The organism is Pseudomonas sp. PME37.24/025 (assembly GCF_055556615.1).
In genome coordinates this window covers 20,422-45,466 of record NZ_JBVHNK010000022.1, presented here as the reverse complement: position 1 = coordinate 45,466, position 25,045 = coordinate 20,422, and the positions used below count along the sequence as shown (strand labels likewise).

Annotated in this window: 26 protein-coding genes and 2 pseudogenes; 15 read left to right on the top strand and 13 right to left on the bottom strand. The window is 60.1% G+C overall.

Annotation, left to right across the window (positions count from 1 at the left end; translation table 11 throughout):
• Positions 1 to 59 precede the first annotated feature (59 nt).
• Positions 60 to 1,088 (bottom strand): annotated as a pseudogene (locus ACZ3HH_RS28540) (YifB family Mg chelatase-like AAA ATPase); the annotation flags it as partial.
• A 314-nt stretch (positions 1,089 to 1,402) separates the two neighbouring features.
• On the opposite strand from ACZ3HH_RS28540, the gene ACZ3HH_RS28535 reads away from it, so the two are divergent.
• Positions 1,403 to 1,666, top strand: a complete 264-nt coding sequence (locus ACZ3HH_RS28535; RefSeq protein ID WP_465809737.1) for a HigA family addiction module antitoxin — start codon at positions 1,403 to 1,405, stop codon at positions 1,664 to 1,666.
• Positions 1,667 to 1,677: 11 nt separating this feature from the next.
• Here the strand turns inward: ACZ3HH_RS28535 and ACZ3HH_RS28530 are convergent.
• Positions 1,678 to 2,200 (bottom strand): annotated as a pseudogene (locus tag ACZ3HH_RS28530) (BRO-N domain-containing protein).
• A 437-nt stretch (positions 2,201 to 2,637) separates the two neighbouring features.
• Positions 2,638 to 2,898 (bottom strand): accessory factor UbiK family protein, encoded by a 261-nt coding sequence (locus tag ACZ3HH_RS28525; RefSeq protein WP_283182164.1) that lies wholly within the window; start codon positions 2,896 to 2,898, stop codon positions 2,638 to 2,640.
• A gap of 415 nt (positions 2,899 to 3,313) precedes the next feature.
• Here ACZ3HH_RS28525 and glnK point away from each other — a divergent pair, with 415 nt between their 5' ends.
• The 4 genes from glnK to sutA all read left to right on the top strand — a co-directional run bounded on the left by glnK (position 3,314) and on the right by sutA (position 6,091).
• Positions 3,314 to 3,652 carry a P-II family nitrogen regulator gene (glnK, locus tag ACZ3HH_RS28520; RefSeq protein ID WP_002555808.1) on the top strand — a complete coding sequence of 113 codons (339 nt, stop codon included), beginning with the start codon at positions 3,314 to 3,316 and terminating at the stop codon, positions 3,650 to 3,652.
• A gap of 35 nt (positions 3,653 to 3,687) precedes the next feature.
• Positions 3,688 to 5,025, top strand: coding sequence for an ammonium transporter (locus tag ACZ3HH_RS28515; protein ID WP_465809735.1), 1,338 nt, complete (start codon positions 3,688 to 3,690; stop codon positions 5,023 to 5,025).
• Positions 5,026 to 5,239: 214 nt separating this feature from the next.
• Positions 5,240 to 5,665, top strand: a complete 426-nt coding sequence (locus ACZ3HH_RS28510; protein ID WP_007989493.1) for a secondary thiamine-phosphate synthase enzyme YjbQ — start codon at positions 5,240 to 5,242, stop codon at positions 5,663 to 5,665.
• A 102-nt stretch (positions 5,666 to 5,767) separates the two neighbouring features.
• Positions 5,768 to 6,091 (top strand): transcriptional regulator SutA, encoded by a 324-nt coding sequence (sutA, locus tag ACZ3HH_RS28505; protein WP_465809732.1) that lies wholly within the window; start codon positions 5,768 to 5,770, stop codon positions 6,089 to 6,091.
• A 203-nt stretch (positions 6,092 to 6,294) separates the two neighbouring features.
• Here the strand turns inward: sutA and ACZ3HH_RS28500 are convergent, their stop codons facing one another.
• The 6 genes from ACZ3HH_RS28500 to lptM are packed head-to-tail and all read right to left on the bottom strand — an operon-like array spanning position 6,295 to position 10,902.
• On the bottom strand, positions 6,295 to 7,002 hold the full coding sequence (locus tag ACZ3HH_RS28500) for an HAD family hydrolase (protein ID WP_465809730.1): 708 nt from the start codon (positions 7,000 to 7,002) through the stop codon (positions 6,295 to 6,297).
• On the bottom strand, positions 6,999 to 7,898 hold the full coding sequence (gene xerC, locus ACZ3HH_RS28495) for a tyrosine recombinase XerC (protein ID WP_018927532.1): 900 nt from the start codon (positions 7,896 to 7,898) through the stop codon (positions 6,999 to 7,001). The genes ACZ3HH_RS28500 and xerC overlap by 4 nt, the downstream gene beginning before the upstream one ends.
• Positions 7,899 to 7,900: 2 nt before the next feature.
• On the bottom strand, positions 7,901 to 8,626 hold the full coding sequence (locus ACZ3HH_RS28490) for a DUF484 family protein (RefSeq protein WP_462036859.1): 726 nt from the start codon (positions 8,624 to 8,626) through the stop codon (positions 7,901 to 7,903).
• Positions 8,627 to 8,639: 13 nt separating this feature from the next.
• The gene (gene dapF / locus ACZ3HH_RS28485) at positions 8,640 to 9,470 is read right to left on the bottom strand and encodes a diaminopimelate epimerase (RefSeq protein ID WP_038980780.1); all 831 of its coding nucleotides are present in this window, start codon (positions 9,468 to 9,470) and stop codon (positions 8,640 to 8,642) included.
• A 4-nt stretch (positions 9,471 to 9,474) separates the two neighbouring features.
• Positions 9,475 to 10,722 (bottom strand): diaminopimelate decarboxylase, encoded by a 1,248-nt coding sequence (lysA, locus tag ACZ3HH_RS28480; RefSeq protein WP_465809727.1) that lies wholly within the window; start codon positions 10,720 to 10,722, stop codon positions 9,475 to 9,477.
• Positions 10,723 to 10,731: 9 nt separating this feature from the next.
• Positions 10,732 to 10,902 (bottom strand): LPS translocon maturation chaperone LptM, encoded by a 171-nt coding sequence (gene lptM / locus ACZ3HH_RS28475; RefSeq protein ID WP_074871901.1) that lies wholly within the window; start codon positions 10,900 to 10,902, stop codon positions 10,732 to 10,734.
• A gap of 314 nt (positions 10,903 to 11,216) precedes the next feature.
• Between lptM and cyaY the strand changes: the two genes are divergently transcribed.
• The 3 genes from cyaY to rnk all read left to right on the top strand — a co-directional run bounded on the left by cyaY (position 11,217) and on the right by rnk (position 12,473).
• Positions 11,217 to 11,549 (top strand): iron donor protein CyaY, encoded by a 333-nt coding sequence (gene cyaY, locus ACZ3HH_RS28470; protein WP_460144140.1) that lies wholly within the window; start codon positions 11,217 to 11,219, stop codon positions 11,547 to 11,549.
• Positions 11,550 to 11,553: 4 nt separating this feature from the next.
• Positions 11,554 to 11,772: a DUF1289 domain-containing protein gene (locus ACZ3HH_RS28465; RefSeq protein WP_465809724.1), complete on the top strand. Its 219-nt coding sequence runs from the start codon at positions 11,554 to 11,556 to the stop codon at positions 11,770 to 11,772.
• 290 nt (positions 11,773 to 12,062) lie between these two features.
• On the top strand, positions 12,063 to 12,473 hold the full coding sequence (rnk, locus tag ACZ3HH_RS28460) for a nucleoside diphosphate kinase regulator (protein WP_034147684.1): 411 nt from the start codon (positions 12,063 to 12,065) through the stop codon (positions 12,471 to 12,473).
• Between the two features lie 7 nt (positions 12,474 to 12,480).
• On the opposite strand, the gene ACZ3HH_RS28455 is transcribed toward rnk, so the two are convergent.
• From ACZ3HH_RS28455 to ACZ3HH_RS28445, 3 genes are all read right to left on the bottom strand, one after another.
• Entirely contained in the window at positions 12,481 to 15,327 is a 2,847-nt protein-coding gene (locus tag ACZ3HH_RS28455; RefSeq protein WP_465809722.1) for a class I adenylate cyclase, read from the bottom strand.
• Positions 15,328 to 15,521: 194 nt separating this feature from the next.
• The gene (locus ACZ3HH_RS28450) at positions 15,522 to 15,767 is read right to left on the bottom strand and encodes a TIGR02647 family protein (protein ID WP_007894898.1); all 246 of its coding nucleotides are present in this window, start codon (positions 15,765 to 15,767) and stop codon (positions 15,522 to 15,524) included.
• Between the two features lie 310 nt (positions 15,768 to 16,077).
• Positions 16,078 to 16,362, bottom strand: coding sequence for a hypothetical protein (locus ACZ3HH_RS28445; RefSeq protein ID WP_465809719.1), 285 nt, complete (start codon positions 16,360 to 16,362; stop codon positions 16,078 to 16,080).
• 124 nt (positions 16,363 to 16,486) lie between these two features.
• Between ACZ3HH_RS28445 and ACZ3HH_RS28440 the strand changes: the two genes are divergently transcribed.
• Positions 16,487 to 17,146 carry a glutathione S-transferase family protein gene (locus ACZ3HH_RS28440; protein ID WP_465809717.1) on the top strand — a complete coding sequence of 220 codons (660 nt, stop codon included), beginning with the start codon at positions 16,487 to 16,489 and terminating at the stop codon, positions 17,144 to 17,146.
• A gap of 119 nt (positions 17,147 to 17,265) precedes the next feature.
• Here ACZ3HH_RS28440 and argH read toward each other — a convergent pair whose 3' ends face one another.
• Positions 17,266 to 18,660, bottom strand: coding sequence for an argininosuccinate lyase (gene argH, locus ACZ3HH_RS28435; RefSeq protein ID WP_465809715.1), 1,395 nt, complete (start codon positions 18,658 to 18,660; stop codon positions 17,266 to 17,268).
• A 461-nt stretch (positions 18,661 to 19,121) separates the two neighbouring features.
• On the opposite strand from argH, the gene ACZ3HH_RS28430 reads away from it, so the two are divergent.
• From ACZ3HH_RS28430 to ACZ3HH_RS28405, 6 genes are all read left to right on the top strand, one after another.
• Positions 19,122 to 19,868, top strand: coding sequence for a LytR/AlgR family response regulator transcription factor (locus tag ACZ3HH_RS28430; RefSeq protein ID WP_007899317.1), 747 nt, complete (start codon positions 19,122 to 19,124; stop codon positions 19,866 to 19,868).
• A 137-nt stretch (positions 19,869 to 20,005) separates the two neighbouring features.
• Positions 20,006 to 20,947, top strand: coding sequence for a hydroxymethylbilane synthase (hemC, locus tag ACZ3HH_RS28425; protein ID WP_465809713.1), 942 nt, complete (start codon positions 20,006 to 20,008; stop codon positions 20,945 to 20,947).
• Positions 20,944 to 21,711 carry a uroporphyrinogen-III synthase gene (locus ACZ3HH_RS28420; RefSeq protein WP_465809711.1) on the top strand — a complete coding sequence of 256 codons (768 nt, stop codon included), beginning with the start codon at positions 20,944 to 20,946 and terminating at the stop codon, positions 21,709 to 21,711. Before hemC ends, ACZ3HH_RS28420 begins: the two co-directional genes overlap by 4 nt.
• A 16-nt stretch (positions 21,712 to 21,727) precedes the next feature.
• Positions 21,728 to 22,870: a uroporphyrinogen-III C-methyltransferase gene (locus ACZ3HH_RS28415; RefSeq protein WP_465809709.1), complete on the top strand. Its 1,143-nt coding sequence runs from the start codon at positions 21,728 to 21,730 to the stop codon at positions 22,868 to 22,870.
• On the top strand, positions 22,867 to 24,105 hold the full coding sequence (locus tag ACZ3HH_RS28410; protein WP_465809707.1) for a heme biosynthesis HemY N-terminal domain-containing protein: 1,239 nt from the start codon (positions 22,867 to 22,869) through the stop codon (positions 24,103 to 24,105). Before ACZ3HH_RS28415 ends, ACZ3HH_RS28410 begins: the two co-directional genes overlap by 4 nt.
• Positions 24,106 to 24,367: 262 nt before the next feature.
• Positions 24,368 to 24,919, top strand: coding sequence for a disulfide bond formation protein B (locus ACZ3HH_RS28405; protein ID WP_465809705.1), 552 nt, complete (start codon positions 24,368 to 24,370; stop codon positions 24,917 to 24,919).
• The last annotated feature ends 126 nt before the right edge of the window (positions 24,920 to 25,045 follow it).

Below are 25,045 nucleotides of genomic sequence, written 5' to 3'. Positions count from 1 at the left end.
CGCCCTCCCTCCGGGGGCTACCAGCACCTATTTCCCTTGCTCTGCACTCCCCTCACAAAAGCTGCGACCAGTTGAAAGCGCGCCGGGAAGCGTATGCGGTCCTTGGCGCGGGAAATCACGATGTGGCCAGACTCCAGTGGCTCTCTCAACACCTCCAATACCTTGCGATCAAATTCCGGGAGTTCGTCGAGGAACAGCACGCCATGGTGTGCGAGGGTTATTTCGCCGGGTTGCGGTTTCGAACCGCCGCCCACCAGTGCCGGGCCTGAAGCGGAATGGTGTGGCTGTCGGAAGGGGCGCTGCGGCCAATGGCTCAGCGGCACACAGCTGGCGACGGATTGAATCGCCGCCACTTCCAATGCTTCGCTCTCGGACAATGGTGGTAACAGCCCCGGCAGACGACTCGCCAGCAACGTTTTTCCCGTGCCGGGTGGACCACTAAACAGCAGGTTATGACCTCCCGCGGCAGCGATCAGCAATGCGCGTTTGGCTGCAAGCTGACCCTGCACTTCATTCAAGTCGGGGTAGGGTTTGCTGGCGTACAGCAAACCATTGGAAGCATAGGGCGCGATAGGCGTGTGGCCATTGAAATGTGCGACTGCCTCCAGCAAATGATCCACCGCAATCACTTTCAACCCCGACGCCAGGCATGCCTCCTCGGCATTCGCCCGCGGCACCACCAGCATACGCCCGGCCTTGCGCGCTGCCAGCGCCGCTGGTAACACACCCCGAACCGCCCGCACCGCCCCCGACAGTGCCAACTCCCCAAGACACTCCACATCATCCAGCGTCAACGTCGGCACCTGCACGCTGGCCGACAGAATCCCCAGGGCAATCGCCAGATCGAACCGTCCGCCGTCCTTCGGTAAATCGGCCGGGGCGAGATTCAACGTGATACGCCGCGCCGGAAACTGCAGACCTGAATTGATGATCGCGCTGCGTACCCGGTCCTTGCTTTCCTTTACGGCGGCTTCGGGCAAACCGACCATGGTCAGCGACGGCAAACCGTTGGCCAGATGCACTTCGACGGTGACGGCGGGCGCTTCCACGCCGACCTGGGCGCGGCTGTGGACGATGGAGAGAGACATGGTCGTTCCTTGAACTGTACAGGGACCGCTTCCTGCGGTTTTTGAAGGGTAGTCGTGGGCGGGTGATTTAGCGTGGCATCGGAGTAGCCAAACTTTCGCAGGATGTTGCTGGGGCGGTGAGATGACTCCAGTCAGTTAAGTCGTAACGCAAAGGTTATGTCGCGGCTGGTATTTAGGCGTAATCAGCCGCGAGAGCTGCTTTTTGTAGGACCGATCTTGGACAAATGAAGGACTTCGGTGAAAACTCACGGACGCACTTGTCGGATCGAGGTGGCTGCTTATGATCACAGCTGATCGAGCCCTCAGGAGGGGAAATGAGCAATTCTGGAATGCGGCTGATTCATCCTGGCGAAATCCTGAAAAAGGAGTTTCTTGAGCCGCTGGGTATTACAGTGGATGGTTTTGCTAGTTCGTTGGATGAGGTCGGGGATGACGTGAGAGCCCTTGTGATGCAGGAGAGAGGTATCAGTCCTGAGCTCGCAAAGAAGCTCTCGCGCTACCTGAAAACCACGCCTGAGTTCTGGCTAAACCTGCAATCGACCTACGATCAGCGCAGAGCCGAAATCGAGCGTGGTTGATCTTCGGCTACTTAAAAAGATTGCAGTACCCGCGAAGCACGCTTCCACCACGGCGCATTGACAGTACTTCGCGGTCGTTCCTCATTCGGTAACATCTGCGGAACATCCTGCAACCGAATCCACGGCTGGTTATTCCAGTGCAGCAAACTCAGCGACATTTCCGGCCAGTTCAGCAGGCTCAGTATTGGGCGTTCGGTTGAGGTGGGTTGTTGGGCGTCTCTGAGGGCGGGGACGACGTCGTGGGTTAGCCATTCGCGCAGCGCCCGATATTCGGGGGCAGTAGTGGTAGACGAGTAGTGCGTAGACGCCGGATTCGCTGATCAGCAGGGTGTTTTCGATGCTGCCGTGGATGAGCATCCGCAATGACTGGTGTTGGTCGGTGTCGAGTTTTCGGACGGCGCGTTCGTCGAGATAGAGGCGTAGGAGGCGGCCGAGGTCGCGGGCGCTGAACCAAGGTTGGTTTTGTAGAAGGAGAGCGTGGAGGTGGAGTTTGTGGCGGGTGAAGACGTGAGGAATCAGATAGTTTTCGTCCATCGAGCAGTTCTCGGGATCAAATGAAGAAAACTGCCTCTGATCGTCGCCAAACGAAAAGGGTGGCAGCCATGCGCGGGTTGGCGAACCGGTGACGCCCGAGAACCGGCAGACTCGAAGGTCTCCCACGCATAGCCGCCATAATTCGAGATGGGAATAAATTCCTCGGTCGAATGTGGTCGCGGTGCGTCGGGGTCTTCCGGGTCGCCAAACCCAGAGCTGATTATTCAGCTGGGATGAGCATAGAAACCGGAGGCATTGCGGCGCAATCGGACGGCGGTGGTTTTGTTGTAGGAAGGTGCTTGGATTTTTGAGTGCTTAAAGATCAAAAGATCGCAGCCTTCGGCAGCTCCTACAGTTGAATCTGAAGGTCGTTCCGACCTTATCGCGAGCAGGCTCGCTCCCACAGTGGATTGGGTTTCACCGTGGGATCTGCGGTGTTACTCGACTGGTGGATTCAGCTTCGCTTCCAGCTCCGCCACCTTCGCCTCAAGACTTTCCAACCGAGCCCGGGTCCGTGCAAGCACGACCATCTGGCTATCAAACTCTTCCCGGCTCACCAGGTCCAGCTTGCTGAAGCCGCTCTGCAACAAAGCCTTGAACTGGCTTTCGATTTCGCTTTTTGGCAGTGGGGTGTCGCCGCTGAAGAGGCGGGAGGCGGTGCCGCTCAGGGCGTCGAGGAAGTCTTTGGGCGCGAGCATGGGAAATGTCCTGTCAACAATGGCGGGCAGTGTATCACGCAGTGTCTATAGTCAATCTCGGCAGCTGCGATGCACGCTTTTCGCGCAGTCGAGTGGGCGGTCGCGCACTGTTGTTGTGCGTAACCGTCGCGTCAATTGGGCGAAAGGGTCTTCGGCAGCGGCCAAGCACTTGAAATCAATGGGTTTTGGATAGATGGCAAGCTTTCTGCTTAGTCGCTGGTGACCCATGCACTGATGCAGTCGCTGTGACGAATGCAGTGCGCCAAGCGGAACGGGGGAGTTTCGTGCGGAGTGGTTCGCTGGCGTCGGACGGGCAGGTAAGGCCGACGATGCGTTACAAAGCCAGGCACTGCGCTTAGACTTGAGTCGGGTTTGTTTTCCTGGGGCAAGTCCACCAATTCGGGAGAGAGTTTTCATGAAGCTAGTCACTGCCATCATCAAGCCGTTCAAACTGGACGACGTGCGCGAGTCACTGTCCGAGATCGGCGTGCAGGGCATTACCGTTACTGAGGTCAAAGGCTTCGGTCGGCAGAAGGGTCACACCGAGCTGTATCGCGGCGCGGAGTACGTGGTCGATTTCCTGCCAAAGGTGAAGATCGATGTCGCCATTGACGACAAGGATCTGGACCGGGTTATCGAGGCGATAACCAAGGCCGCCAACACCGGCAAGATCGGTGACGGCAAGATCTTCGTGGTCAATCTGGAACAGGCGATTCGCATCCGTACCGGCGAAACCGATACCGACGCAATCTAAGCCGCCACAAACCCAACGCCCCAGGAGAAAACAATATGACTCTGCGTAAATTCGCAGGGCTAGGAGCCCTGTTGTCCCTCGTAATGCCCGGCCTGGCCATGGCGGCAGACGAAGTGGCGGCCCCAGTCCTCAATTCCGGCGATACCGCCTGGATGATGACCTCGACAGCCCTTGTGCTGTTCATGACCATTCCCGGCCTCGCGCTGTTCTACGGCGGCATGGTTCGCTCGAAAAACATTCTTTCCGTGATGATGCAGTGCTTCGCCATTACCGGTCTGATCAGCATTCTGTGGGTCATTTATGGCTACAGCGTTGCGTTCGACACCACCGGCATGGAACAGGGCGTCATCAATTTCAACTCGTTCTTCGGGAGTCTGAACAAGGCCTTCCTCGCCGGCATCACGCCTGCGAGTCTGACCGGGCCTGCGGCGCTGTTCCCTGAGGCGGTGTTCGTCACCTTCCAGATGACCTTCGCCATCATTACCCCAGCACTGATCGTCGGTGCCTTCGCCGAGCGGATGAAGTTCTCCGCCATGCTGGTCTTCATGGGGATCTGGTTCACTCTGGTTTACGCACCGATTGCGCACATGGTCTGGTCCGGTAACGGCGGCCTGTTGTGGGACTGGGGCGTGCTCGACTTCGCGGGCGGCACTGTCGTGCACATCAACGCCGGTGTGGCCGGTCTGATTTGCTGCCTGGTATTGGGCAAGCGCAAAGGCTTCCCGACCACCCCGATGGCTCCGCACAACCTCGGCTACACCCTGATGGGCGCCGCGATGCTGTGGTTCGGCTGGTTCGGCTTCAACGCCGGTTCCGCTGCCGCCGCCAACGGCACCGCCGGCATGGCGATGCTGGTCACCCAGATCGCCACCGCTGCTGCGGCGCTGGGCTGGATGTTTGCCGAGTGGATCACCCACGGCAAACCAAGCGCACTGGGTATCGCTTCGGGTGTAGTGGCCGGTCTGGTTGCAATCACTCCAGCGGCAGGCACCGTGGGCCCGATGGGCGCTCTGGTGATCGGTCTGGCGGCGGGCGTGGTGTGCTTCTTCTGCGCCACCACCCTGAAACGCAAGCTCGGTTATGACGATTCCCTGGATGCCTTCGGCGTGCATGGTATCGGCGGTATCCTCGGCGCAATCCTGACCGGTGTGTTCGCGGCACCGTCGCTGGGCGGTTTCGGCACCGTTACCGACATCGCTGCTCAAGTCTGGATTCAGTGCAAAGGCGTGGGCTTCACGGTGATCTACACCGCGATCGTTACCTTTGTCATCCTCAAGGTCCTGGACGCCGTCATGGGGCTGCGTGTCACTGATGAAGAAGAGGCGGTCGGCATCGATCTGGCGCTTCACAACGAACGCGGCTACAACTTGTAAGCACGCGCATAAAAAATTTGCCCGGCTTGCCGGGCATTTTTTTGTCTGGGATTTGTCAGTGGAGGAAGGGCTGAAAGGTTTTTTCATACACGTTCAGTCGCGTTTATGACGGGCGTTTTTCTGCGGCCAATGGCTTACACGATTGAAGGAATATTAGGGCCTTTGTTTTTTCACAGAGCGCGCTAGAATGCGCCCCGAACGTGCGGAGAACTGTATGTGGCAACAGACTCTGATTACCCTGCGGGCACGGCCCCGGGGCTTTCATCTGGTAACGGATGAATTACTCGCAGGCTTGCCTGAACTCAAGGCGTGTCGGGTCGGTCTGTTGCATTTGTGGCTACAACATACCTCGGCGTCGTTGACCATCAACGAAAACGCCGATCCGGCGGTACGTCGCGACTTCGAACGATTTTTCAATCGTCTGATCCCACAAGGAACAGACGGCTATGAGCATAACGACGAAGGCCTGGACGACCTCCCGGCGCACTTCAAGGCCAGCGTACTTGGCTGTCAGCTCAGTTTGCCGATCTCGGCAGGCCGACTGGCGTTGGGGACCTGGCAAGGTGTTTATCTGGGCGAGCACCGTGATCATGGCGGTGCCCGCAAAGTCCTCGCCACCGTGCACGGTGAAGGGGCATAAACCGCTGGTTACCAGTGGTGGTTGATTTTTTTCCGGCAGCCGTCGACAGACGGCAAAGCTGGGCTATAACTAATCTGCTTTTCGCAAGTCATGAGGTAGAACATGAGCGACGATGATCTGGAAAACGACGACCTCGAAGTAGGCGACGAAGACGAAACCGAAGAAGGCCTTGAAGCGGCGGCAGAAGACGTTGCTGAAGATGACGGCGGTGATACGCCCGTTCCGACTGTCAAAGGCAAGGCCAAGGCTGCGGTGTCGGTTGATGAGCTGCCGAGCGTCGAAGCCAAGAACAAGGAACGCGACGCCCTGGCCAAGGCCATGGAAGAGTTTCTTGCACGGGGCGGCAAGGTGCAGGAAGTGGAGGCCAATGTGGTCGCCGATCCTCCCAAGAAACCTGATAACAAGTACGGCAGCCGGCCTATCTAAGCGCCTGCTTCTTGCTTGCTGAAAAAGCCCGCCGTCGCTGCGGGCTTTTTCATGGATGAGGATAAGAAATCAAAGTTTACGGTGATCCCTGTGGGAGCGGGCTTGCCCGCGATTGGGGCGTCACATTCGAAATTGATGTCGTCTGACACGCCGCTATCGCGGGCAAGTCGAATCGTCGCACCGCCGCTCCCACAGGTTATGTGTCAGGCGGAAGCCGAATTCCACCGCGCCAACAACCCCGGCAGCTCGGTCAGGCTACGAATCTCGGCATCCGGCGCCTTCTCGGCTTCCCACACCTTGCCCGCCGGGTTAAACCAGATTGCCCGCAACCCCGCCTGCTGGGCGCCGGCAATGTCATCGCCGGGATGATCGCCGATATGCACTGCTGTTTCGGCGGTTGCGCCGCCACGCTGCAGTGCTTCATGAAACAGTCGCGCATCGGGCTTGGCGATGCCGATGTCTTCGGCGCACAGGGCAAACTTGAAGTAGTCCGCCAGCCCCAGCCGACGCACATCGGCATTGCCGTTGGTCACCACGCCAAGCGCATAGTGATTGGCCAGAATTTCCAGGGTCGGTTGCACCTCCGGGAAGATCTCCAACTGATGCCGCGCATGCAGAAACACTTCGAAACCCTGATCGGCCAGGTCGGATGCTTCGGTATGTCCATAACCGGATTCTTCAAGTGCATGGAACAGCACCCGCCGCCGCAGAGCACTGATGCGGTGCTTGAGGCTCGGTTCGTTGCTCAGTACCCGCTCGCGAATCGACCACAGATGCTCCACCGGCACCGCGCCCAGGTTCGGTGCATGCTCGGTCAGCCATTCACGCAATACGACTTCGGCGCTGGCGATCACTGGGGCGGTGTCCCACAGGGTGTCGTCGAGGTCGAAGGTGATCAATTGGAGGGTCATGAATCATCGCCTTTAATGCGTTTGGCCCGTGGATGGGCACTGTCGTAGACCGTCGCCAGGTGCTGGAAGTCCAGGTGGGTATAGATCTGGGTGGTCTTGATGTCTGAGTGGCCGAGCAGTTCCTGCACCGCCCGCAAGTCCTGAGAGGACTCCAGCAAATGGCTGGCGAAGGAGTGTCGTAGCATGTGCGGGTGCAGGTTCTGCCCCAGTTCGCGCTCGCCAGCGGCCTTGACTCGCACCTGAATCGCCCGAGGGCCGAGGCGCCGGCCTTGCTGGCTGACAAACACCGCGTCGTCTGCCGGGTTGGTCATGGCTCGTAGCGGCAGCCACAACTCCAGCGCTTCGCGAGCCTTTTTGCCCACTGGCAACAGTCGAGTCTTGCTGCCCTTGCCGAGCACCTGGACCATGCCGTCAGCCAGGTCCAGCTGATCAAGGTTGAGCCCGGTCAGTTCCGAAAGCCGCAAGCCGGAGGAATAGAACAGTTCCAGAATCGCCTGATCCCGACGCGCGAGAAAATCATCCTCTACCGCACCCTCAAGCAGTTGCAGTGCGCGATCGGTGTCGAGGGTCTTCGGCAGGCGACGTTCGCCCTTGGGCGGTGCCAGACCATTGGCCGGGTCGTGATCGCACAGACCTTCGCGGTTCAGGTAGTGATAGAGCCCACGCACCGCCGAGAGCAGTCGCGCCAGGCTGCGGGACGATTGGCCTTGAGCATGCAGGCGAGCGATCAGGCTGCGCAGGCGCTGGATGTCCAGCGCGGCCCAGCTGCCGATGTTCTGTTTGACGCACCAGCCCAGCACTTTGTCGAGGTCGCGGCGGTAGGCGTACAGCGTGTGCGGCGACACCTGCCGCTCACTGCGCAGGTGTTCGCAGTAAGCGTCCAGTTGCCGTTCCATGGTCAGCGTACCGAGCGCAGGGAGCTGTTGACCCGTGGCAGCACGCGGCCCATGACTTCGGCGATGTAACTCAGGAACAGCGTACCCACCGAGCTCTTGTAGTGCTGCGGATCACGGCTGGCGATGGCCAGAACGCCGTGGATGCCCTGATAGCTGATGGCGACGACGGCGGTGGAGCCGATCTGCTTGCGCTGTTCTTCGCCGAACAGGAAGTCCAGTTCGTGTTCGCGCAGGCTGCCGCTGACGCTTTTGTCTTCCGAGAGCAAGCCGCCGATGGCGGTTTGCGCGTCGGCATGCGTCACCCAGCGACCTACCGGCATCGGGTTGTCGCCCAGCAGGATCAGGCTGACAAAGGGCACCTGGAAGTCTTGGCGCAGGCTGTCTTCAACGCTGATCACCACATCTTCCAGGCTGGTGGCGTCCATCAGCGCGAGGATCAGGCGGCGGGTCTTGTCGAAGAGGCGGTCGTTGTCGCGAGCCACGTCCATCAAATGCGAGAGGCGATGACGCAGCTCGATATTGCGGTCGCGCAGGATGGTCATCTGCCGTTCGACCAGCGAAATGGTGTCGCCGCGCTGGTGCGGAATGCGCAAGGTTGCGAGCAGTTCTTCATGCTCGACGAAGAAATCCGGATGAGCCTCCAGGTACGCGGCAATCGCCGCCGCCTCAAGGCTTTCGGAAGGGGATTCGTCGGGCTGTAGGGCGGGAACCTGGGGCTTGTCGGTCATGGATTTCGCTCACTCAAAGACGCACTTGTCCTTCGTATACGCGCACTGCCGGGCCGGTCATCATGACCGGTTGGCCTGGGCCTGCCCATTCAATGGACAGACGCCCGCCGGGCAGGTCGATCAATAGCGGCGAATCCATCCACCCCTGGCTGATCGCGGCCACTGCGGCAGCACAGGCGCCGGTTCCGCACGCCTGGGTTTCCCCGGCCCCGCGTTCCCAGACGCGCAACTGCGCACGGCTCCGGTCGATGACCTGGAGAAAACCGACATTGACCCGCGCCGGAAAGCGCGGGTGATGTTCGATTTTCGGTCCCAGTTCATGTACCGGTGCGTTGTTGATGTCGCTGACCCGCAACACGGCATGGGGGTTGCCCATGGACACCGCGGCCAGTTCGACCGTGGTGCCGTCGACGTCGACCTGATAGCTCAGGGCCTGGCTCGGGGCTTCGAACGGAATCTCGGCCGGTACCAGGCGCGGAGCGCCCATGTTGACGCTGATCTGGCCATCGTTGCGGATGTCCAGTTCGATGATGCCGCTTTTGGTCTCGACGCGAATCAGCCGCTTGGCGGTCAGGCGCTTGTCGAGCACGAAGCGGGCGAAACAGCGCGCACCGTTGCCGCACTGTTCCACTTCGGAGCCGTCGGCGTTGAAGATCCGATAGCGGAAATCCACGTCCGGGTTGCTCGGCGCTTCGACGATCAGCAACTGATCGAAACCGATCCCCGTGTGCCGATCGCCCCATTGCTTGGCGTGTTTTGGCAGGATGTGCGCGTGCTGGCTGACCAGGTCAAGAACCATGAAGTCATTGCCCAGGCCGTGCATTTTGGTAAAACGCAGCAGCATGGTTTTACTCCGGCAGCAGGCTTTCGCCAGCAAACAACTCGGCTACCGTCTCACGGCGACGCACTTCAAATGCCTGATCACCGTCCACCAACACTTCAGCGGCACGGCCACGGGTGTTGTAGTTGGAACTCATGACAAACCCATAGGCACCGGCCGAATGCACGGCCAACAGATCGCCTTCTTCCAGGGCCAGTTGACGATCCTTGGCCAGGAAGTCACCGGTTTCGCAGATCGGGCCGACGATGTCGTAGGCGCGAGCGGCGCTGTTGCGCGGGCGCACGGCGGTGACGTCCATCCAGGCTTGATACAGCGCCGGGCGGATCAGGTCGTTCATGGCCGCGTCGACGATGGCGAAGTCTTTGTGCTCGGTGTGCTTGAGGTACTCGACCTGGGTCAGCAGCACGCCAGCGTTGGCAACGATGAAACGGCCCGGCTCGAACACCAGCGCCAGGTCACGACCGTCGAGACGCTCGCGCACGGCTTTGATGTAGTCGGCAGCCAATGGCGGCTCTTCATCGCGATAACGCACGCCCAAACCACCACCGAGATCGATGTGGCGCAGGTAAATGCCACAGTCGCCGAGGCGGTCGACCAGGCCCAGCAGGCGGTCGAGGGCATCGATGAATGGCGCCAGGGTGGTCAGTTGAGAGCCGATGTGGCAATCGACGCCGACCACTTCCAGGTTAGGCAGTTGCGCGGCACGGATGTACACGTCTTCGGCGTCGGCGATGGCGATGCCGAACTTGTTTTCCTTGAGACCGGTGGAGATGTACGGATGAGTGCCGGCATCGACGTCCGGGTTCACGCGCAACGAGATCGGCGCGCGAACGCCCAGCTCGGCAGCCACCACTTGCAGGCGTTCGAGCTCATCGGTGGACTCGACGTTAAAGCAATGCACGCCGACTTCCAGCGCCCGACGCATGTCGTCACGGGTCTTGCCGACACCGGAGAACACGATCTTGTCAGCCGTACCGCCAGCGGCCAGTACGCGCTCCAGCTCGCCACGGGAAACGATGTCGAAACCGGCGCCCAAACGTGCCAGGACATTCAGCACGCCCAGGTTGGAGTTGGCCTTGACCGCAAAGCAGACCAGGTGCGGCATGCCGGCCAGCGCATCGGCGTAAGCCAGGTACTGGGCTTCGATATGGGCACGGGAGTAGACGTAGGTCGGTGTACCAAAGCGTTCGGCGATGGCGGACAGGGCAACACCTTCCGCGAACAGCTCACCGTCACGGTAGTTAAAAGCGTCCATAGCGTTCCCTTAGTAGACGTCGTGCTTGTGTGCTTTCGACGGAGTCTGCTGCGACGATTTGGCTTGCTCTGCAGGATCCTGATTTTCATCAGGCAGGTACAGCGGGCCTTTTTGACCACAGGCCGATACAAGGCAGGCGACCGCGACGAGCGCAGCAAGGGAAGAGATCAGGCGCTTCATGGCGAAATCCTTGAAAATGCGTTAATTGCGCCGGAGTATACCGGCCACCCGGCAGCTTGCCTATGCGACGCGGCTCCCGTCCGGCGGGGCTTGGCACGATGTCAGTCAGCCAAGCGCAATCCCTGTGGGAGCGAGCCTGCTCGCGAAGGCGTAGTGTCAGTCAACATTGATGTTGAATATGATGGCCTCTTCGCGAGCAGGCTCGCTCCCACAGGTTTCGTGATCGCCATGGGTCGTTATTCTTTGCAATCACCGGGGCTCGCCCGTATCTTGCGGCGCTTGAGCGTGAGTAGACACTTTTTGAGGTTCCCGCAATGAGTTTGACCGAAGCCCGTTTCCACGATCTGGTCGATGCAACCCAGCAGTCGCTGGAGGATATTTTCGACGAGAGTGGCCTGGATGTAGATCTGGAGAGCTCGGCCGGTGTGCTCACCGTCAAGTTCGAAAACGGCAGCCAATTGATTTTCAGTCGTCAGGAACCGCTGCGTCAGCTGTGGCTGGCGGCGGTATCCGGCGGTTTCCACTTCGATTACGACGCAGAAAGCGAGCGCTGGATGTGTGACAAGAGTGAAGAGCAGCTCGGTGAGATGCTTGAGCGCATCGTCAAGCAACAAGCCGACGTCGAACTCGATTTCGAAGGTCTGTGAGATCGTGACCCCGCCTGCGCCCGTTCGTCCGCCCAAGCCGCTTTACAGCAATGTCAGCCCGGCGGTGCCTTCGCCGTGCAGCGGTGTGTGTCGGCTGGATGAGCAGAAGGTCTGCCTGGGGTGTTTCCGCCATGTCGAAGATATTCGCGAATGGCGCTCGGCGGATGATGAGCGGCGGCGGGTGATTTGTGCGCAGGCTGTTCAGCGAAAATCTGCGAGCTGATCACTCTATTGGGGTAACGAGGCTTACCTGTGGCGAGGGAGCTTGCTCCCGTTCGGCTGCGCAGCAGTCGTGAACTTTTCGGGGCCGCTACGCGCCCCAGCGGGAGCAAGCTCCCTCGCCACAAAGTTACTCGCCAACCTTAAAGAGGGCGTTCAGCGGCCTGGCTTGTATATTTATTGAGCTGTGATAGTGTCCAGAGACGCCTCAACCCATCGAGGCTCGTGAAAACCCCGCCTTTTTCTGGCGGGGTTTTGCTTTTTTCGTGCAGAAGAAAGGAGTCTGCCCTGATCATGACCGCACCTTCCATCACCCTTACCCGTCTGGACGTACAACGTCTGGAGCGCCTGATCGACAGCCTGGATGACACGCTGCCGGGCGTTATCGCGCTGCAAACCGAACTGGATCGCGCCGATACTCTGGTCGGTCACGATGAAGTGCCCGCCGATGTCGTGACCATGAATTCCCGTGTGCATTGCCGTGAAGAGAGCAGCGGCAAGGACTATCACCTGACCCTGGTTTACCCCAAGGATGCCAACGCCGACGAAGGCCGGATTTCCATTCTGGCGCCGGTGGGCAGTGCCTTGCTCGGCCTGAAGGTTGGCCAGCACATCGACTGGCCGGCACCGGGCGGCAAGACCTTGAAACTGACCCTGCTGGAAGTCGAATCGCAGCCTGCTCATGGCGGCGACTTCCCGGAATAACATCCCTTCAGACCTGCTCGAGCGCCTTGTTCAGTGCGCGTTCCAGGTCGGCCTTGTAGCGCAGATACAGATGGCTTGAACCCTGACCATCACCGAGCAGGCCCGACAGGTCCAGGTCGGTGATGTAGCAGCGGTAGCGTTCTGTCTCGCGACGCTGCTCGACGATTTCCCCCGCGACTGCGCTGAACAATTGATCGCCATGTTCCAGCTCGGAAAATTCCCGCTGATTGCAATACAAAGTGACCTGCCCCTGCCCCGGTGCGGCTTTGCCAACGATGGCCTGCACGTCATAGAACGGTTTGTTGAGCGGGATTTGCGGTGTCGGCCGAGCTTCGACCCGACGCGCCCGCGCGGGACCTGAAGGCAACAACTGGTAATACAAAGTCTCCAGGCTCAGTGGCTGGGCGGCGTCCATCGGCAGCAAGGCATCGCGCCGGTACTGGATCGATTGCAGGAAACGTTGCAGCGGCACCAACAGGCTCTGTTCGTCGTGATAGGGCAAACGCTGCTGCCACAAGGCATTGAACTCATCGAGCACATACAAATCGGCCCGGTGCTCATTGATCCGGTAGAACACCTGAACGCAGTCGGGTTGCCCCATGGGCAGGATCAGCGCCAGATCGTGGTCTTCCAGTGCCATCGGGTCCAGATGAAACGGGCTGTAGCTCGCCAGTTCTTCGCCGAGGTAGTCGAACAGCGCCGGCAGTGTGGCGAGGGCGACGTGATTGACCTGGCCCGGCACCAGCTCCAGCACGTGGTAGTGCTGCTGGACCTGAATCAGGTAACGATGATTGAGTTTGCTCAGCAGCAGGTTCTGCGCGGTGTCGAGGATTTCCTCGACCCGCCTGGCAATGAATTGCGCGCGGTTGTGGCAGAAGCAGCGCACCCGCAGCTTGGGCTGTTGTGGCCCGTCCGGCAGGTTGTTGAGGTAATCGCGCAGGCAGTCGAGCAGGGCGTGGGGACCGTCAAAACGGCTGACCAGCACCTCGTTCCAGCTATTGAGCGTGACTTGGTCCAGGGTCAGCACCAGGTTTTCCCGCACGCCGGCGTAGCTCAGGGAGTCGGTGCGCTCGGTGGTCATCAGGATGTTCAGGTCGCGATGGTGCCTGAGCGGATCGACGCCGACGTTCACCAGAATCAGTATTTCGCTCGGCACACTGGCGCGCAGCAAAGGCTCTTCGGCGACAGTGGTCAGGGGCAGGGCGATGCTTTGTTGCAGGCTGCCGAGCAGGTTGAACAATTCGAACTCGCTCAAGTCGCTGGTGCCGGGGTGCAAGGCCAGGCGGGTGCTGCTGTCGATCACGCCGTTGCGGTGGCACCAGGTGAGCAGTTCCAGTAACTGACGACTGCGCTTGATCGGCGCGAAATGCTCCCACTCATGAGTGGTCAGGCTGCCGTTGTACAAACCCCATTGGGTTTGCCCCGGTTCTTTTTTGTTCGGCGCCTGCACCAGCGTCAGAGTGTCTTCGGCCAGATCGGGGGCGATGCCCGGGTTGATGAATTCGATCTTGTCGGCCTTGCGCTCGAAGGCCGCGTATAGCCGCCGGCCCAATACATTGAGGTCGCGCTTGTTGATCAGGCTGACGGTTTGCTCGTTTCGGGCAAACTGCGTCAGGAAGCGGTAGCTGTAATTCAGCTCGCCCACCAGGGCTCGGCGTTCGGCGCTGACCTGGCGGACTTTCCACTGGCTGCGGCTGTCGAGCAAAGCGAGCTGACGCTGATCCCAATGCCATTCTTGGGCCAGGCGTTCGAGCAATGAACGCTGCCAGCTCTGGGTGCGACCGCTGCTGCCGGTGAGTTTGCGATTGACCTTCAGGTACAGCGCGCGGCGTACCAGCTCCAGCCGTTCCGGTTCGCCCCGGGCCGTGAGGTATTCCTCGATGCGCCGGTAAACCACGATGTATGGATCCAGTTCGTCGAGGTCTAGTCGATTGGCAAACACCGCCTGCTTGAAGCGCAGGCTCAGGCACTGGACCTTGGGGTGTTCGCTGGCGTAGACCTCGGTCAGCAGCAGTTTGAGCACTGATTTGTACGGTGACTCGATGCCTTTGAACAATTGCCAGAGCCCGGCACCGATGAATTCCCCGGGCGGGATATACGCCAGATGCCCCAGGTCCAGGGTTTCGTCGGCACGGATAAAACGCTTGGATAACAGCGTGTGGGTATAACGGTCGTACGCCGCCTCTTCGTAAACCGGCACCAGCCACCAGATGGGTGTACGGCCGGCCAGCCAGATCGCGGTGCGGTAGAACTCGTCCAGCAGCAGGTAGTGCTGGGTGGTGCCGCAGTCTTCCGAACTCAGTTGGGTATCACGCTCGCCGAGCACGAAGCGAGCAGGGTCGATCAGGAAGAAATGCGCCTCGGCACCCTGACTGGCGGCCCATACTTCAAGCAACTGGCATTTCTTGCGCAGCTCTGTGAGCTCGCTTTCGCTCAAGTCCGGCCCGTGACAGACCCATACGTCCATATCGCTCTGGTCGGCCTGGGCAAGGGTGCCGAGGCTGCCCATCAGGAACAGGCCGTGGATCGGTCGCGGCGGATTGCTGCCGTGGCGCGGCTTATAGGAAAACGAGCGAGTCAGGCGCTGGGCTTCGGCGAGGGCATTGGCGTCAGGTTCGAAATTCGACAGCCCGGCCGGAGTGCTGCCCGAAACGTAACCCGGCAACAGCGGATGATTGACATGGAAAAACAGCGGCAGCAGGGTCAGAACCGTTTGCTGGCGGGTCGACAGCCCTTCCATGGCGCGTGCCATGCGGCCCTCGTTGAGCTTCAGAAAACGGGCGCGCAGCTGGCTGAGAATCTTGCGGTCGATTCCCTCGTCCAGATCGGGGCGGATTTCATGGGTGCGGGTCATGTCAGCTCAATCCGGCTCGCGGGGCTCGGACGTGGAGGGCTCGGGATGAGGGGCAGTTTAGCGCCTCGGCCCCGGGACTTTTAAGCTGATTTTGTATTTCTGGCGTCAGGTCCCTATCGCACGGCGACAGCGGGCACCAAAGTGTGCCCGCGGAAATCCCGTGACAGAGGTTTCCGTGGGCGATGCGGTGAGGCTCAGGCTGTTTCGCGCACGGACAGAATGGTTAGAACGGTTTGCACATTTTGTGCAGCATCACGCCCCAGGCTGGTCAGATAACCGCCATCGGGCTGGGTGATCAATTCTTTGTCGAACAGTCTTTGGGCGGCGGCAATGGCTTTCGGGGCAGCGGTCTGATGAATTTTCAAACCTTCCTGGGAACTGTCCAGGTTGAAGAGGGCGAGGATTTCCAGTTCGGCAACCAACTCAGGGGTAAGCGACATAAGGACTCCAGACTTTCTAGGAATTGGACGATAGCGCTCCTAAGGTGAACTCGCTGGTGCGGCATGTCCAGTGCTCGTAACAGGGTTTTTTCGTCTTGGGGTGGTTTCCGGTTTAGTCAGCGTCTGGGGCAAGGCGATACTGATGGGTGACAATCTATGTGGAGGCGGGCTTTTGTGGCGAGGGGGGCTTGCCTGTGGCGAGGGAGCTTGCTCCCGTTGGATCGCGAAGCGGCCCCAAATGCTTTGCGACTGCTACGCAGCCGAACGGGAGCAAGCTCCCTCGCCACAAAAGCCCCGTGACAGGGCTGGCTTATTGCTTTTCCGGCGGCAACTCTGGCAGTGCGCGCAGCGCAGCTTCGTACCATTCGGTATTGAACGCGCGGTCTTCTTCGAGGATCGCGTCGATTTCCACTGCCAGCACGTGAGCCATCAGGCTGAGGATTTCTTCACGCTCGTAACCCACCAGGGTCAGCTTGTTGAAGGTCGCCTTGGCCGCTGGCGGGTTATCGCTTTCGATCTGGTTCTCGATCGCTTCGATCAGCGTCGTTTCGGTGAACTCTTCTTCGTCGTTGTCGATGTCGTTTTGCTCGCTCATGGCAGGCTCCTCAAGGAAAGGCGGCCAGTTTACCCGCATTCAGCGCTGTGATGCTGCTGGCAAGAAGTGCCCGGGCGTTCTATAACTGGCGCTGCCAACCCCTGCACGGCCTGGAGGCTATGTAATGCTCAAGCTTTATGGATTTTGCGTCAGCAACTACTACAACATGGTCAAGCTGGCATTGCTGGAGAAGGGACTGCAGTTTGAAGAGGTGCCGTTTTACCCAGGCACTACCCCCGAGACGCTAGTCATCAGCCCACGTGGAAAGGTTCCGGTGCTGGGTGTCGAACAAGGTTTCATCAACGAAACCAGCGTGATTCTCGAGTACCTCGAGCAGAGCCAGAAAGGTACGCCACTGCTGCCGAGCGATCCCTTCGAGCGAGCTCAGGTCCTGGCGTTGGCCAAGGAAATCGAGCTGTACATCGAACTGCCCGGGCGCGCCTGTTATCCCGCGGCGTTCTTCGGCATGTCGGTGCCGGAGGCTATCCAGGAAAAGACCAAGGCCGAATTGCTGCTGGGGTTTGCCTCGCTGGGCAGGCACGGCAAGTTCACCCCCTATGTGGCGGGTGACAGCCTGAGCATTGCGGATGTGTATTTTCTGTATAGCGTGCCGTTGGCCTGTGCAGTGGCGCAGAAGCTGTTTGATATTGATCTGTTGGCCGAGATGCCAGCGGCCAGGGCGCTGCTGGAGCGTCTGGGGCAACATCCGAACGTGCAACGAATTGCGGCAGACAAGGACGCAGCAATGCCCGCGTTTCTGGCGATGATCGCGTCGAAGAAGTAAGTTTTGTAGTGCTTTGAAGTCAGACATCGCGGGCAAGCCCGCTCCCTCAGGTTTCTCTGTCTGCCATGGATGTTGGTCAGTCGGAGGTCCTTGTGGGAGCGGGCTTGCCCGCGAAGCTTTTAACGGCTGGCGAGTAGTGCCTGACCGCGAGCCACGGCAGCCTTGACCTGCGCCGGCGCAGTCCCGCCGATGTGGTCGCGGGCATTCACCGAGCCTTCCAGGGTCAGCACGGCAAATACGTCCTGCTCGATCTGATCGCTGAACTTGCGCAGTTCTTCCAGGCTCATTTCCGCCAGGTCCTTGCCGCTTTCCACGCCGTACTTCACGGCATGGCCAACGATCTCGTGGCAATCACGGAACGGCAGGCCACGACGAACCAGATAGTCAGCCAGGTCGGTAGCCGTGGAGAAACCACGCAGAGCTGCCTCGCGCATCATCGCGTGCTTGGGTTTGATCGCCGGGATCATGTCGGCAAAGGCCCGCAGCGAATCGCGCAGGGTATCGGCGGCGTCGAACAACGGTTCCTTGTCTTCCTGGTTGTCCTTGTTGTAAGCCAGTGGCTGGCCTTTCATCAGGGTCAGCAGGCCCATCAGCGCGCCGAATACCCGGCCAGTCTTGCCGCGAACCAGCTCTGGGACGTCCGGGTTTTTCTTTTGCGGCATGATCGAGCTGCCGGTGCAGAAACGGTCAGGCAGATCGATGAACTGGAACTGCGCGCTGGTCCACAACACCAACTCTTCGGAGAAACGCGACAAGTGCATCATCGCGATGCTCGCGGCCGAGCAGAACTCGATGGCGAAGTCGCGATCGGACACGTTGTCCAGGGAGTTACCGCCGACAGCGTCGAAGCCCAGCAGTTGAGCGGTGTATTCGCGGTCGATCGGGTAAGTGGTGCCCGCCAGTGCGGCGCTGCCCAGCGGCATGCGATTGGTGCGCTTGCGACAATCGACCAGACGCTCATAGTCGCGGCTGAGCATTTCGAACCAGGCCAGCATGTGATGCCCGAAGGTCACCGGCTGCGCGGTTTGCAGGTGAGTGAAGCCCGGCATGATACTGGCGGCCTCGCGCTCGGCCTGCTCCAGCAAGCCTTGCTGCAGACGGGTAATTTCGCTGAGGATCAGGTCGATCTCGTCACGCAGCCACAGGCGGATGTCGGTGGCGACCTGGTCGTTACGGCTGCGGCCGGTGTGCAGCTTTTTACCGGTCACGCCGATACGGTCGGTCAGACGCGCCTCGATGTTCATGTGCACGTCTTCAAGGTCGATGCGCCAGTCGAACTGGCCAGCCTCGATTTCACCCTGGATGGTGTTCAGGCCATCGATGATACTGTCGCGCTCGGCATCGGTCAGCACGCCGACCTTGGCCAGCATGCTTGCGTGGGCGATCGAGCCCATGATGTCGTGGCGATACAGGCGCTGGTCGAAGGTGACGGAGGCGGTGAAGCGGGCGACGAAGGCGTCGACGGGTTCACTGAAGCGGCCGCCCCAGGACTGATTGGTCTTGTCAGTGCTCATGAATTCGCTCGTATCGGCTTGAAGAAAGATGGCGTGGAACGCTGACGCGGATAATAACAGGGTTGCCAATCCTGTCGCTGACACTGGTCGACAGGTTTTTTTCTCATCGTGCGACCCCTGCTCGAAGCAAACGATACAGAAATTGCGCAACGATATTTTTCAATTGAGCAATATCGTCCCGGCAACCGTCTACAGTTGGACAGAGGATCAGCGCACTTCTCGATGCTGCAGCTGACTATAGAGAGAAGAGGGGTGTTCATATTGTGTATCAGCAAACCCTACGGCGATGCCTCGCCAGTGCGGGCCTGGGCCGCCAGTCAGACGGCAGATAAAAATTTAGCCGCCGGTCTCGCGGCACTTTTTGGCCCTCGCGCTAGTCTTAGCGTGGATCGCGGTGACGGACGTCACTTCACCTGTCTACGCTATCCTTGTGCGAGACTCACGCAGGAATCCAGCGCAATATGAATGTCCTGATCGTTGATGACGAACCCCTGGCCCGCGAGCGCCTGAGCCGAATGGTCGGCGAACTCGAGGGATACAATGTCCTGGAGCCCAGCGCCACGAACGGCGAAGAGGCGTTGGCACTGATCGACAGTCACAAACCGGATATCGTGCTACTCGATATTCGCATGCCGGGCCTCGATGGCCTGCAAGTGGCTGCACGATTGTGCGAACGCGAAACCCCGCCCGCCGTGGTGTTTTGCACCGGACCCGATGAATTTGCCGTGGAAGCCCTACAGGCCAGCGCCGTGGGCTATCTGGTGAAGCCAGTGCGCACAGAACAGTTACACGAAGCATTAAAGAAAGCCGAACGCCCCAATCGCGTCCAGCTCGCGGCCTTGACTCGCCCTGCGGCCGAAACCGGTAGCGGTCCGCGCAGCCACATCAGCGCCCGCACCCGAAAAGGCATCGAACTGATTCCGTTGGGGCAGGTGGTTTACTTCATTGCCGACCACAAGTACGTCACCTTGCGTCATGAAGGCGGTGAAGTGCTGCTCGATGAACCACTCAAGGCCCTCGAAGACGAATTTGGCGACCGTTTCGTGCGGATCCACCGCAACGCACTGGTGGCTCGCGAACGCATCGAGCGGCTGCAACGCACGCCCCTGGGGCATTTTCAGCTGTTTCTCAAAGGCCTGAACGGCGATGCCCTGATCGTCAGCCGACGCCATGTGGCCGGCGTGCGCAAAATGATGCAACAGCTTTAATCCGCCATTCAGGGCGGATTTCTACCCTATTACCGGACATTGAGGGCCAGGGAGGCCACGCAGTTTCTGATACAAGTCAAAGTGGATTTGGCTGAGCTGTTATTATCTGCCGTATCTATTCAAGTACGGATTGATCCATGTCCTCTCGCGAAATCCGCATCGCCACCCGCAAAAGTGCTCTCGCCCTGTGGCAGGCCGAATACGTCAAGGCTCGTCTGGAAGAGGCCCATCCGGGCCTGCTCGTGACGCTGGTTCCCATGGTCAGTCGCGGCGACAAGCTGCTTGATTCGCCGCTGTCGAAAATCGGCGGCAAGGGCCTGTTCGTCAAGGAACTGGAAACCGCGCTGCTGGAAAATGAAGCCGATATCGCCGTGCATTCCATGAAAGACGTGCCGATGGACTTCCCCGAAGGCCTCGGTCTGTTCTGCATCTGCGAGCGTGAAGACCCGCGCGATGCATTTGTCTCCAATACCTACGCCAGTCTGGATGAGTTGCCGCCAGGCAGCGTCGTCGGCACCTCCAGCCTGCGTCGTCAGGCTCAGTTGCTGACCCGCCGCCCGGATCTGGAAATCCGCTTCCTGCGCGGCAACGTCAATACTCGTCTGGCCAAGCTCGATGCCGGCGAATACGACGCCATCATCCTCGCCGCGGCGGGTTTGATTCGCCTGGGCTTCGAGGACCGCATCACTTCGGCTATCAGTGTCGAAGACAGTCTGCCGGCAGGTGGCCAAGGCGCGGTCGGTATCGAATGCCGTAGCGCCGACACTGAAATCCACGCGCTGCTGGCGCCGCTGCATCATCAGGACACGGCCACTCGCGTTACCGCCGAACGTGCCCTCAACAAACATCTGAATGGCGGCTGCCAGGTGCCAATCGCTTGCTACGCCGTGCTTGAAGGCGAGCAGATCTGGTTGCGCGGTTTGGTGGGTGATCCGAGCGGTGGCCTGCTACTCAGCGCCGAGGCCCGTGCGCCACGGGCGGATGCCGAGGCTTTGGGTGTGCAAGTGGCCGAAGACCTGCTGAGCCAGGGCGCTGCCGACATTCTGAAAGCAGTCTATGGCGAGGCAGGGCACGAGTGACTGGCTGGCGCCTGTTGCTGACACGCCCTGTGGATGAGTCGGCGGCGCTTGCCCGTGTGCTGGCCGACGCGGGGGTTTTCAGCAGCAGCCTGCCGCTTTTGGATATCGAGCCGATTCCTGTCTCTGACACAATGCGCGAAGTCTTTCAGAATCTGGATAGCTATTGCGCGGTGATCGTGGTCAGCAAGCCTGCCGCCAGAATCGCTGTCGACCTGCTCAACCAATACTGGCCGCAACCACCGGGTCTGAAGTGGTTCAGCGTGGGCGCGGCGACGGCGCAGATCCTCGAGGATAGCGGGCTGGATGTGAGCTTCCCGGTCGATGGCGATGACAGCGAAGCCTTGCTTGAGCTTGCGCCGTTGCGCGAGGCTGTCACTCGACCCGATCCGCGAGTGCTGATCATGCGCGGGGAGGGTGGGCGCGAGCTGCTGGCTGAGCGTTTACGCGAGCTTGGTGCTAGTGTCGAGTATCTGGAGTTGTACCGACGCGGTTTGCCGCAGTACCCATCGGCAACGCTGCCTGACCGGATCAAGGCGGAACGCTTGAACGGGCTGGTGGTCAGCAGTGGACAGGGTTTTGAGCACCTGCACCGATTGGCTGGCGATGCCTGGCCGAGCATGGCGCGGTTGCCGTTGTTTGTTCCAAGCCCCAGGGTCGCCGAGCTGGCACGTGCCGCCGGGGCCCAAACAGTTGTGGATTGTCGTGGCGCCAGTGCCGCGGCATTGCTGGCGGCGTTACGGGAACACCCCGTGCCCGTTTTCTAATGCAAAGGATGGATACGTGAGCGAAACAGCCTTGCCTAAAGATGACGTCCGACCTGCGCTTGATGCATCGGTTGAAACTGCGCCACCTGCTGTTGAGCAGCGCCGAGGCAATGGGTTGGCAATCGTTGCGCTGCTGTTGGGCGCAGCCGGTGTTGCCGTGGGTGGTTGGGGAGTCTGGCAGGTGCGTCACCTGCAAGCCAATAACCAACAACAGTTGAGTCAGGTACAGGCGTTGAACGATCAGGCCCAGAGCCTGAAGCTCAACGAGCAGCGCCTGACGGCTCGCCTCGAGCAAATGCCGGCCGCCGAGGAACTCGACGCTCGCAGTCGTCTGGTCACTCAACTCCAAGGCGATCAGCAACGCCTGAATCAACGCCTGGAAACCGTCCTCGGCGCAAGCCGCAAGGACTGGCGTCTGGCCGAAGCCGAGCACTTGCTGCGTCTGGCCAGCCTGCGTCTGTCGGCGTTGCAGGACATCAGCAGCGCCCAGGCCCTGGTGCAGGGCGCCGATGAAATTCTCCGCGAACAGAACGACCCCGGGGCTTTCGCCGCTCGCGAGCAAGTGGCCAAAACCCTGGTAGCCCTGCGCAGTACCGAACAGCCGGATCGCACCGGATTGTTCCTGCGACTGGGTGCCTTGCGCGATCAGGTGATCAACCTCACTGAGCTGGCGCCGGAATATAAGGACCGCGGCGAATCCCTGCTGGGCCTGACCGCCGATGGCGACGGTGCCAGTCGCTGGGCACAATGGTGGGATCAGATTTCGCGTTATATCCGCATCGATTTCAACGCCGACAAGAATGTCCGTCCGTTGCTGGCAGGGCAGAGTCTGAGCCAGGTGCGTCTGGCTCTGAGCCTGGCGCTGGAGCAGGCTCAGTGGGCCGCGCTCAATGGCCAGGCCGCGGTTTACACCCAGGCGCTGGCCGAGGTGCGGGACGTGCTCAAGGGCAACTTCAACCCGGACAACCCCCAGAGCAAAGTCATGCTCGAGCAGGTGGCCGAGTTGAGCAAGCAGCCGGTCACTGTGGTCACGCCAGATCTGACGGGCACGTTGAGCTCGGTGCAGGCCTATCTCGAGCGTCGTAACGTCAATGCCGAGGAGTCGGTGAAACCTCTGGCCAAACCTGCCGCGAGCACTATGCAGGAGGCCACGCCATGAAGCGCCTCTATGTGATCGTGTTCGTGGTCATCGCCGCTGCCGCCGCGCTGGGATTGGCGATTGCCGAGCATTCCGGCTACGTGCTAATCGCCTACAAGAGCTTCCGTTACGAATCGAGCCTGTGGGCAACCCTGGCCCTGGTGGTCGTGCTGTGGCTGGTGTTCTGGGGCATCAAGGCGTTGATCGAGCTGGTGACGACTTCCGGTGGAGTGGTCAATCCGTGGTCGCGGCGCAATCGCAGTCGGCGGGTGCAAGTAGCGATCGAGCACGGTCAGCTGGATTTGGCAGAGGGCCGCTGGGCCAGCGCGCAACGTCATCTGTATCGCGCAGCGGAAGCCGAGCGCCAGCCGTTGCTCTACTACCTGGGTGCTGCCCGCGCCGCGAACGAACAAGGTCACTACGAGGAAAGCGACAATCTGCTGGAGCGCGCCCTGGAGCGACAGCCCCAGGCCGAGCTGGCAATTGCCTTGAACCATGCCCAATTGCAGACTGATCGCGGTGACACTGAAGGCGCGCTGGTGACCCTGCAAGCCATGCACGAGCGTCATCCTCATAACGTCCAGACCTTGCGCCAGTTGCAGCGCCTGCTTCAGCAGCGGGGCGACTGGTCGGCCGTGATTCGCTTGCTGCCGGAGTTACGCAAGGACAAGGTGTTGCCACCGGCCGAGCTGGCTGAGCTGGAGCGCCGCGCCTGGGGCGAAAATCTTTCGTTGGCGGCGCACCAGGAAGAGGACGGAACCGTCGGCTTGCAATCGCTCAATCGCGCTTGGCAGCAACTCACCGCTGCTCAGCGCCAGGAATCGCAACTGGTGCTCGCCTATGCCGAGCAATTGCGGCAACTGGGCGCGCAGGTCGAGGCTGAAGAGGTCCTGCGTGCAGCCCTCAAGCGCAAATACGACAGCCATCTGGCACGCCTGTATGGGCTGGTTCGCGGCAACGATCCGGCCAGGCAACTGCACACCGCCGAGGGTTGGCTCAAGGATCATCCCGCCGACCCGAGCCTGTTGCTGACGTTGGGCCGTTTGTGTCTGCAAAGCAGTCTGTGGGGCAAGGCCAGGGATTATCTGGAGAGCAGCCTGCGTGTGCAGCGCAACCCTGAAGCCTGCGCCGAACTGGCGCGGCTGCTGGCGCAACTGGGTGACACCGAACGCAGTAATCAGCTGTTCCAGGAAGGCTTGAGCCTATTGGATGAGCGCTTGCTGGCAGCGCCGCTGCCATTGCCGGCTCACGCCTGATTCCTGCGCCGGACCTTATGTAGGAGCTGTCGAAGACTGCGATCTTTTGATCTTCTTATAAGAGCGCAGTCGCTTTGAATCCACCACTGTTTCAGTGTTGTAATCCTTCGCCGGCAAAGTCCTACAGAGGACTACATCAAATCCTCTCGGCACTGTCGGGAATTCCCTACACTTCTGGTGAAGTGTCCGTGGTGGCCTGCCTTGAAAGGCTGCTGCGCTTTCCTCTACCGTAACCGCCTGTCTCTACTGTTACGGAAAAGCCATGTCTTTGGCCTGCTCACGCTCCTTGTTTTTCATGGTTTTCATTGCAGGTGCCCTGGCCTTGGGCGTTTCCTATTACCTGGAATATGCGGTCGGCCTCAAGCCTTGCGGGTTATGCCTGTTGCAGCGGGTTTGCCTGGCGCTGCTCACGGGTGTCTGCCTGGTGGCTTCAGTGCAAGGGCCTGGCCGCTTCGGGTCGTTCCTGTATTGGCTGCTGGGTCTGCTCTGCAGTCTGGCGGGTACCGTCACGGCGTGGCGGCAGGTGTTGTTGCAGAGCGATCCGGTGCATCAGCTCTCGGCGTGCTCACCCAATCTGGCTGATCTGTTCGCCAGTACACCCTGGTTGTGTGTCGTGCAGCGAATGTTCAAAGGAACCGCCGACTGCGCGGAAATTTCCTGGACGCTGTTCGACCTGAGCATTCCGGAGTGGAGTCTGCTGTTCTTCGTTGCGATGATGATTCTGGGGGGGTATCAGTTGCTGCGCCTTGTCTGGATCGCGTGTCAGCGACCGCTCAGCGGCGAGTCGTCGCACCGGGTACTGACGGGTGATTAAACACTTGTATGAACTTTATCTCCTGCGTACCTTGAAGCCATAGGCGCGCGGGCATAATCTGGCCCGCACGTGTCATTGGATTTATGTTGCTCGAATGACGCTCTGCCTGGTCGATTCTTGATTTTC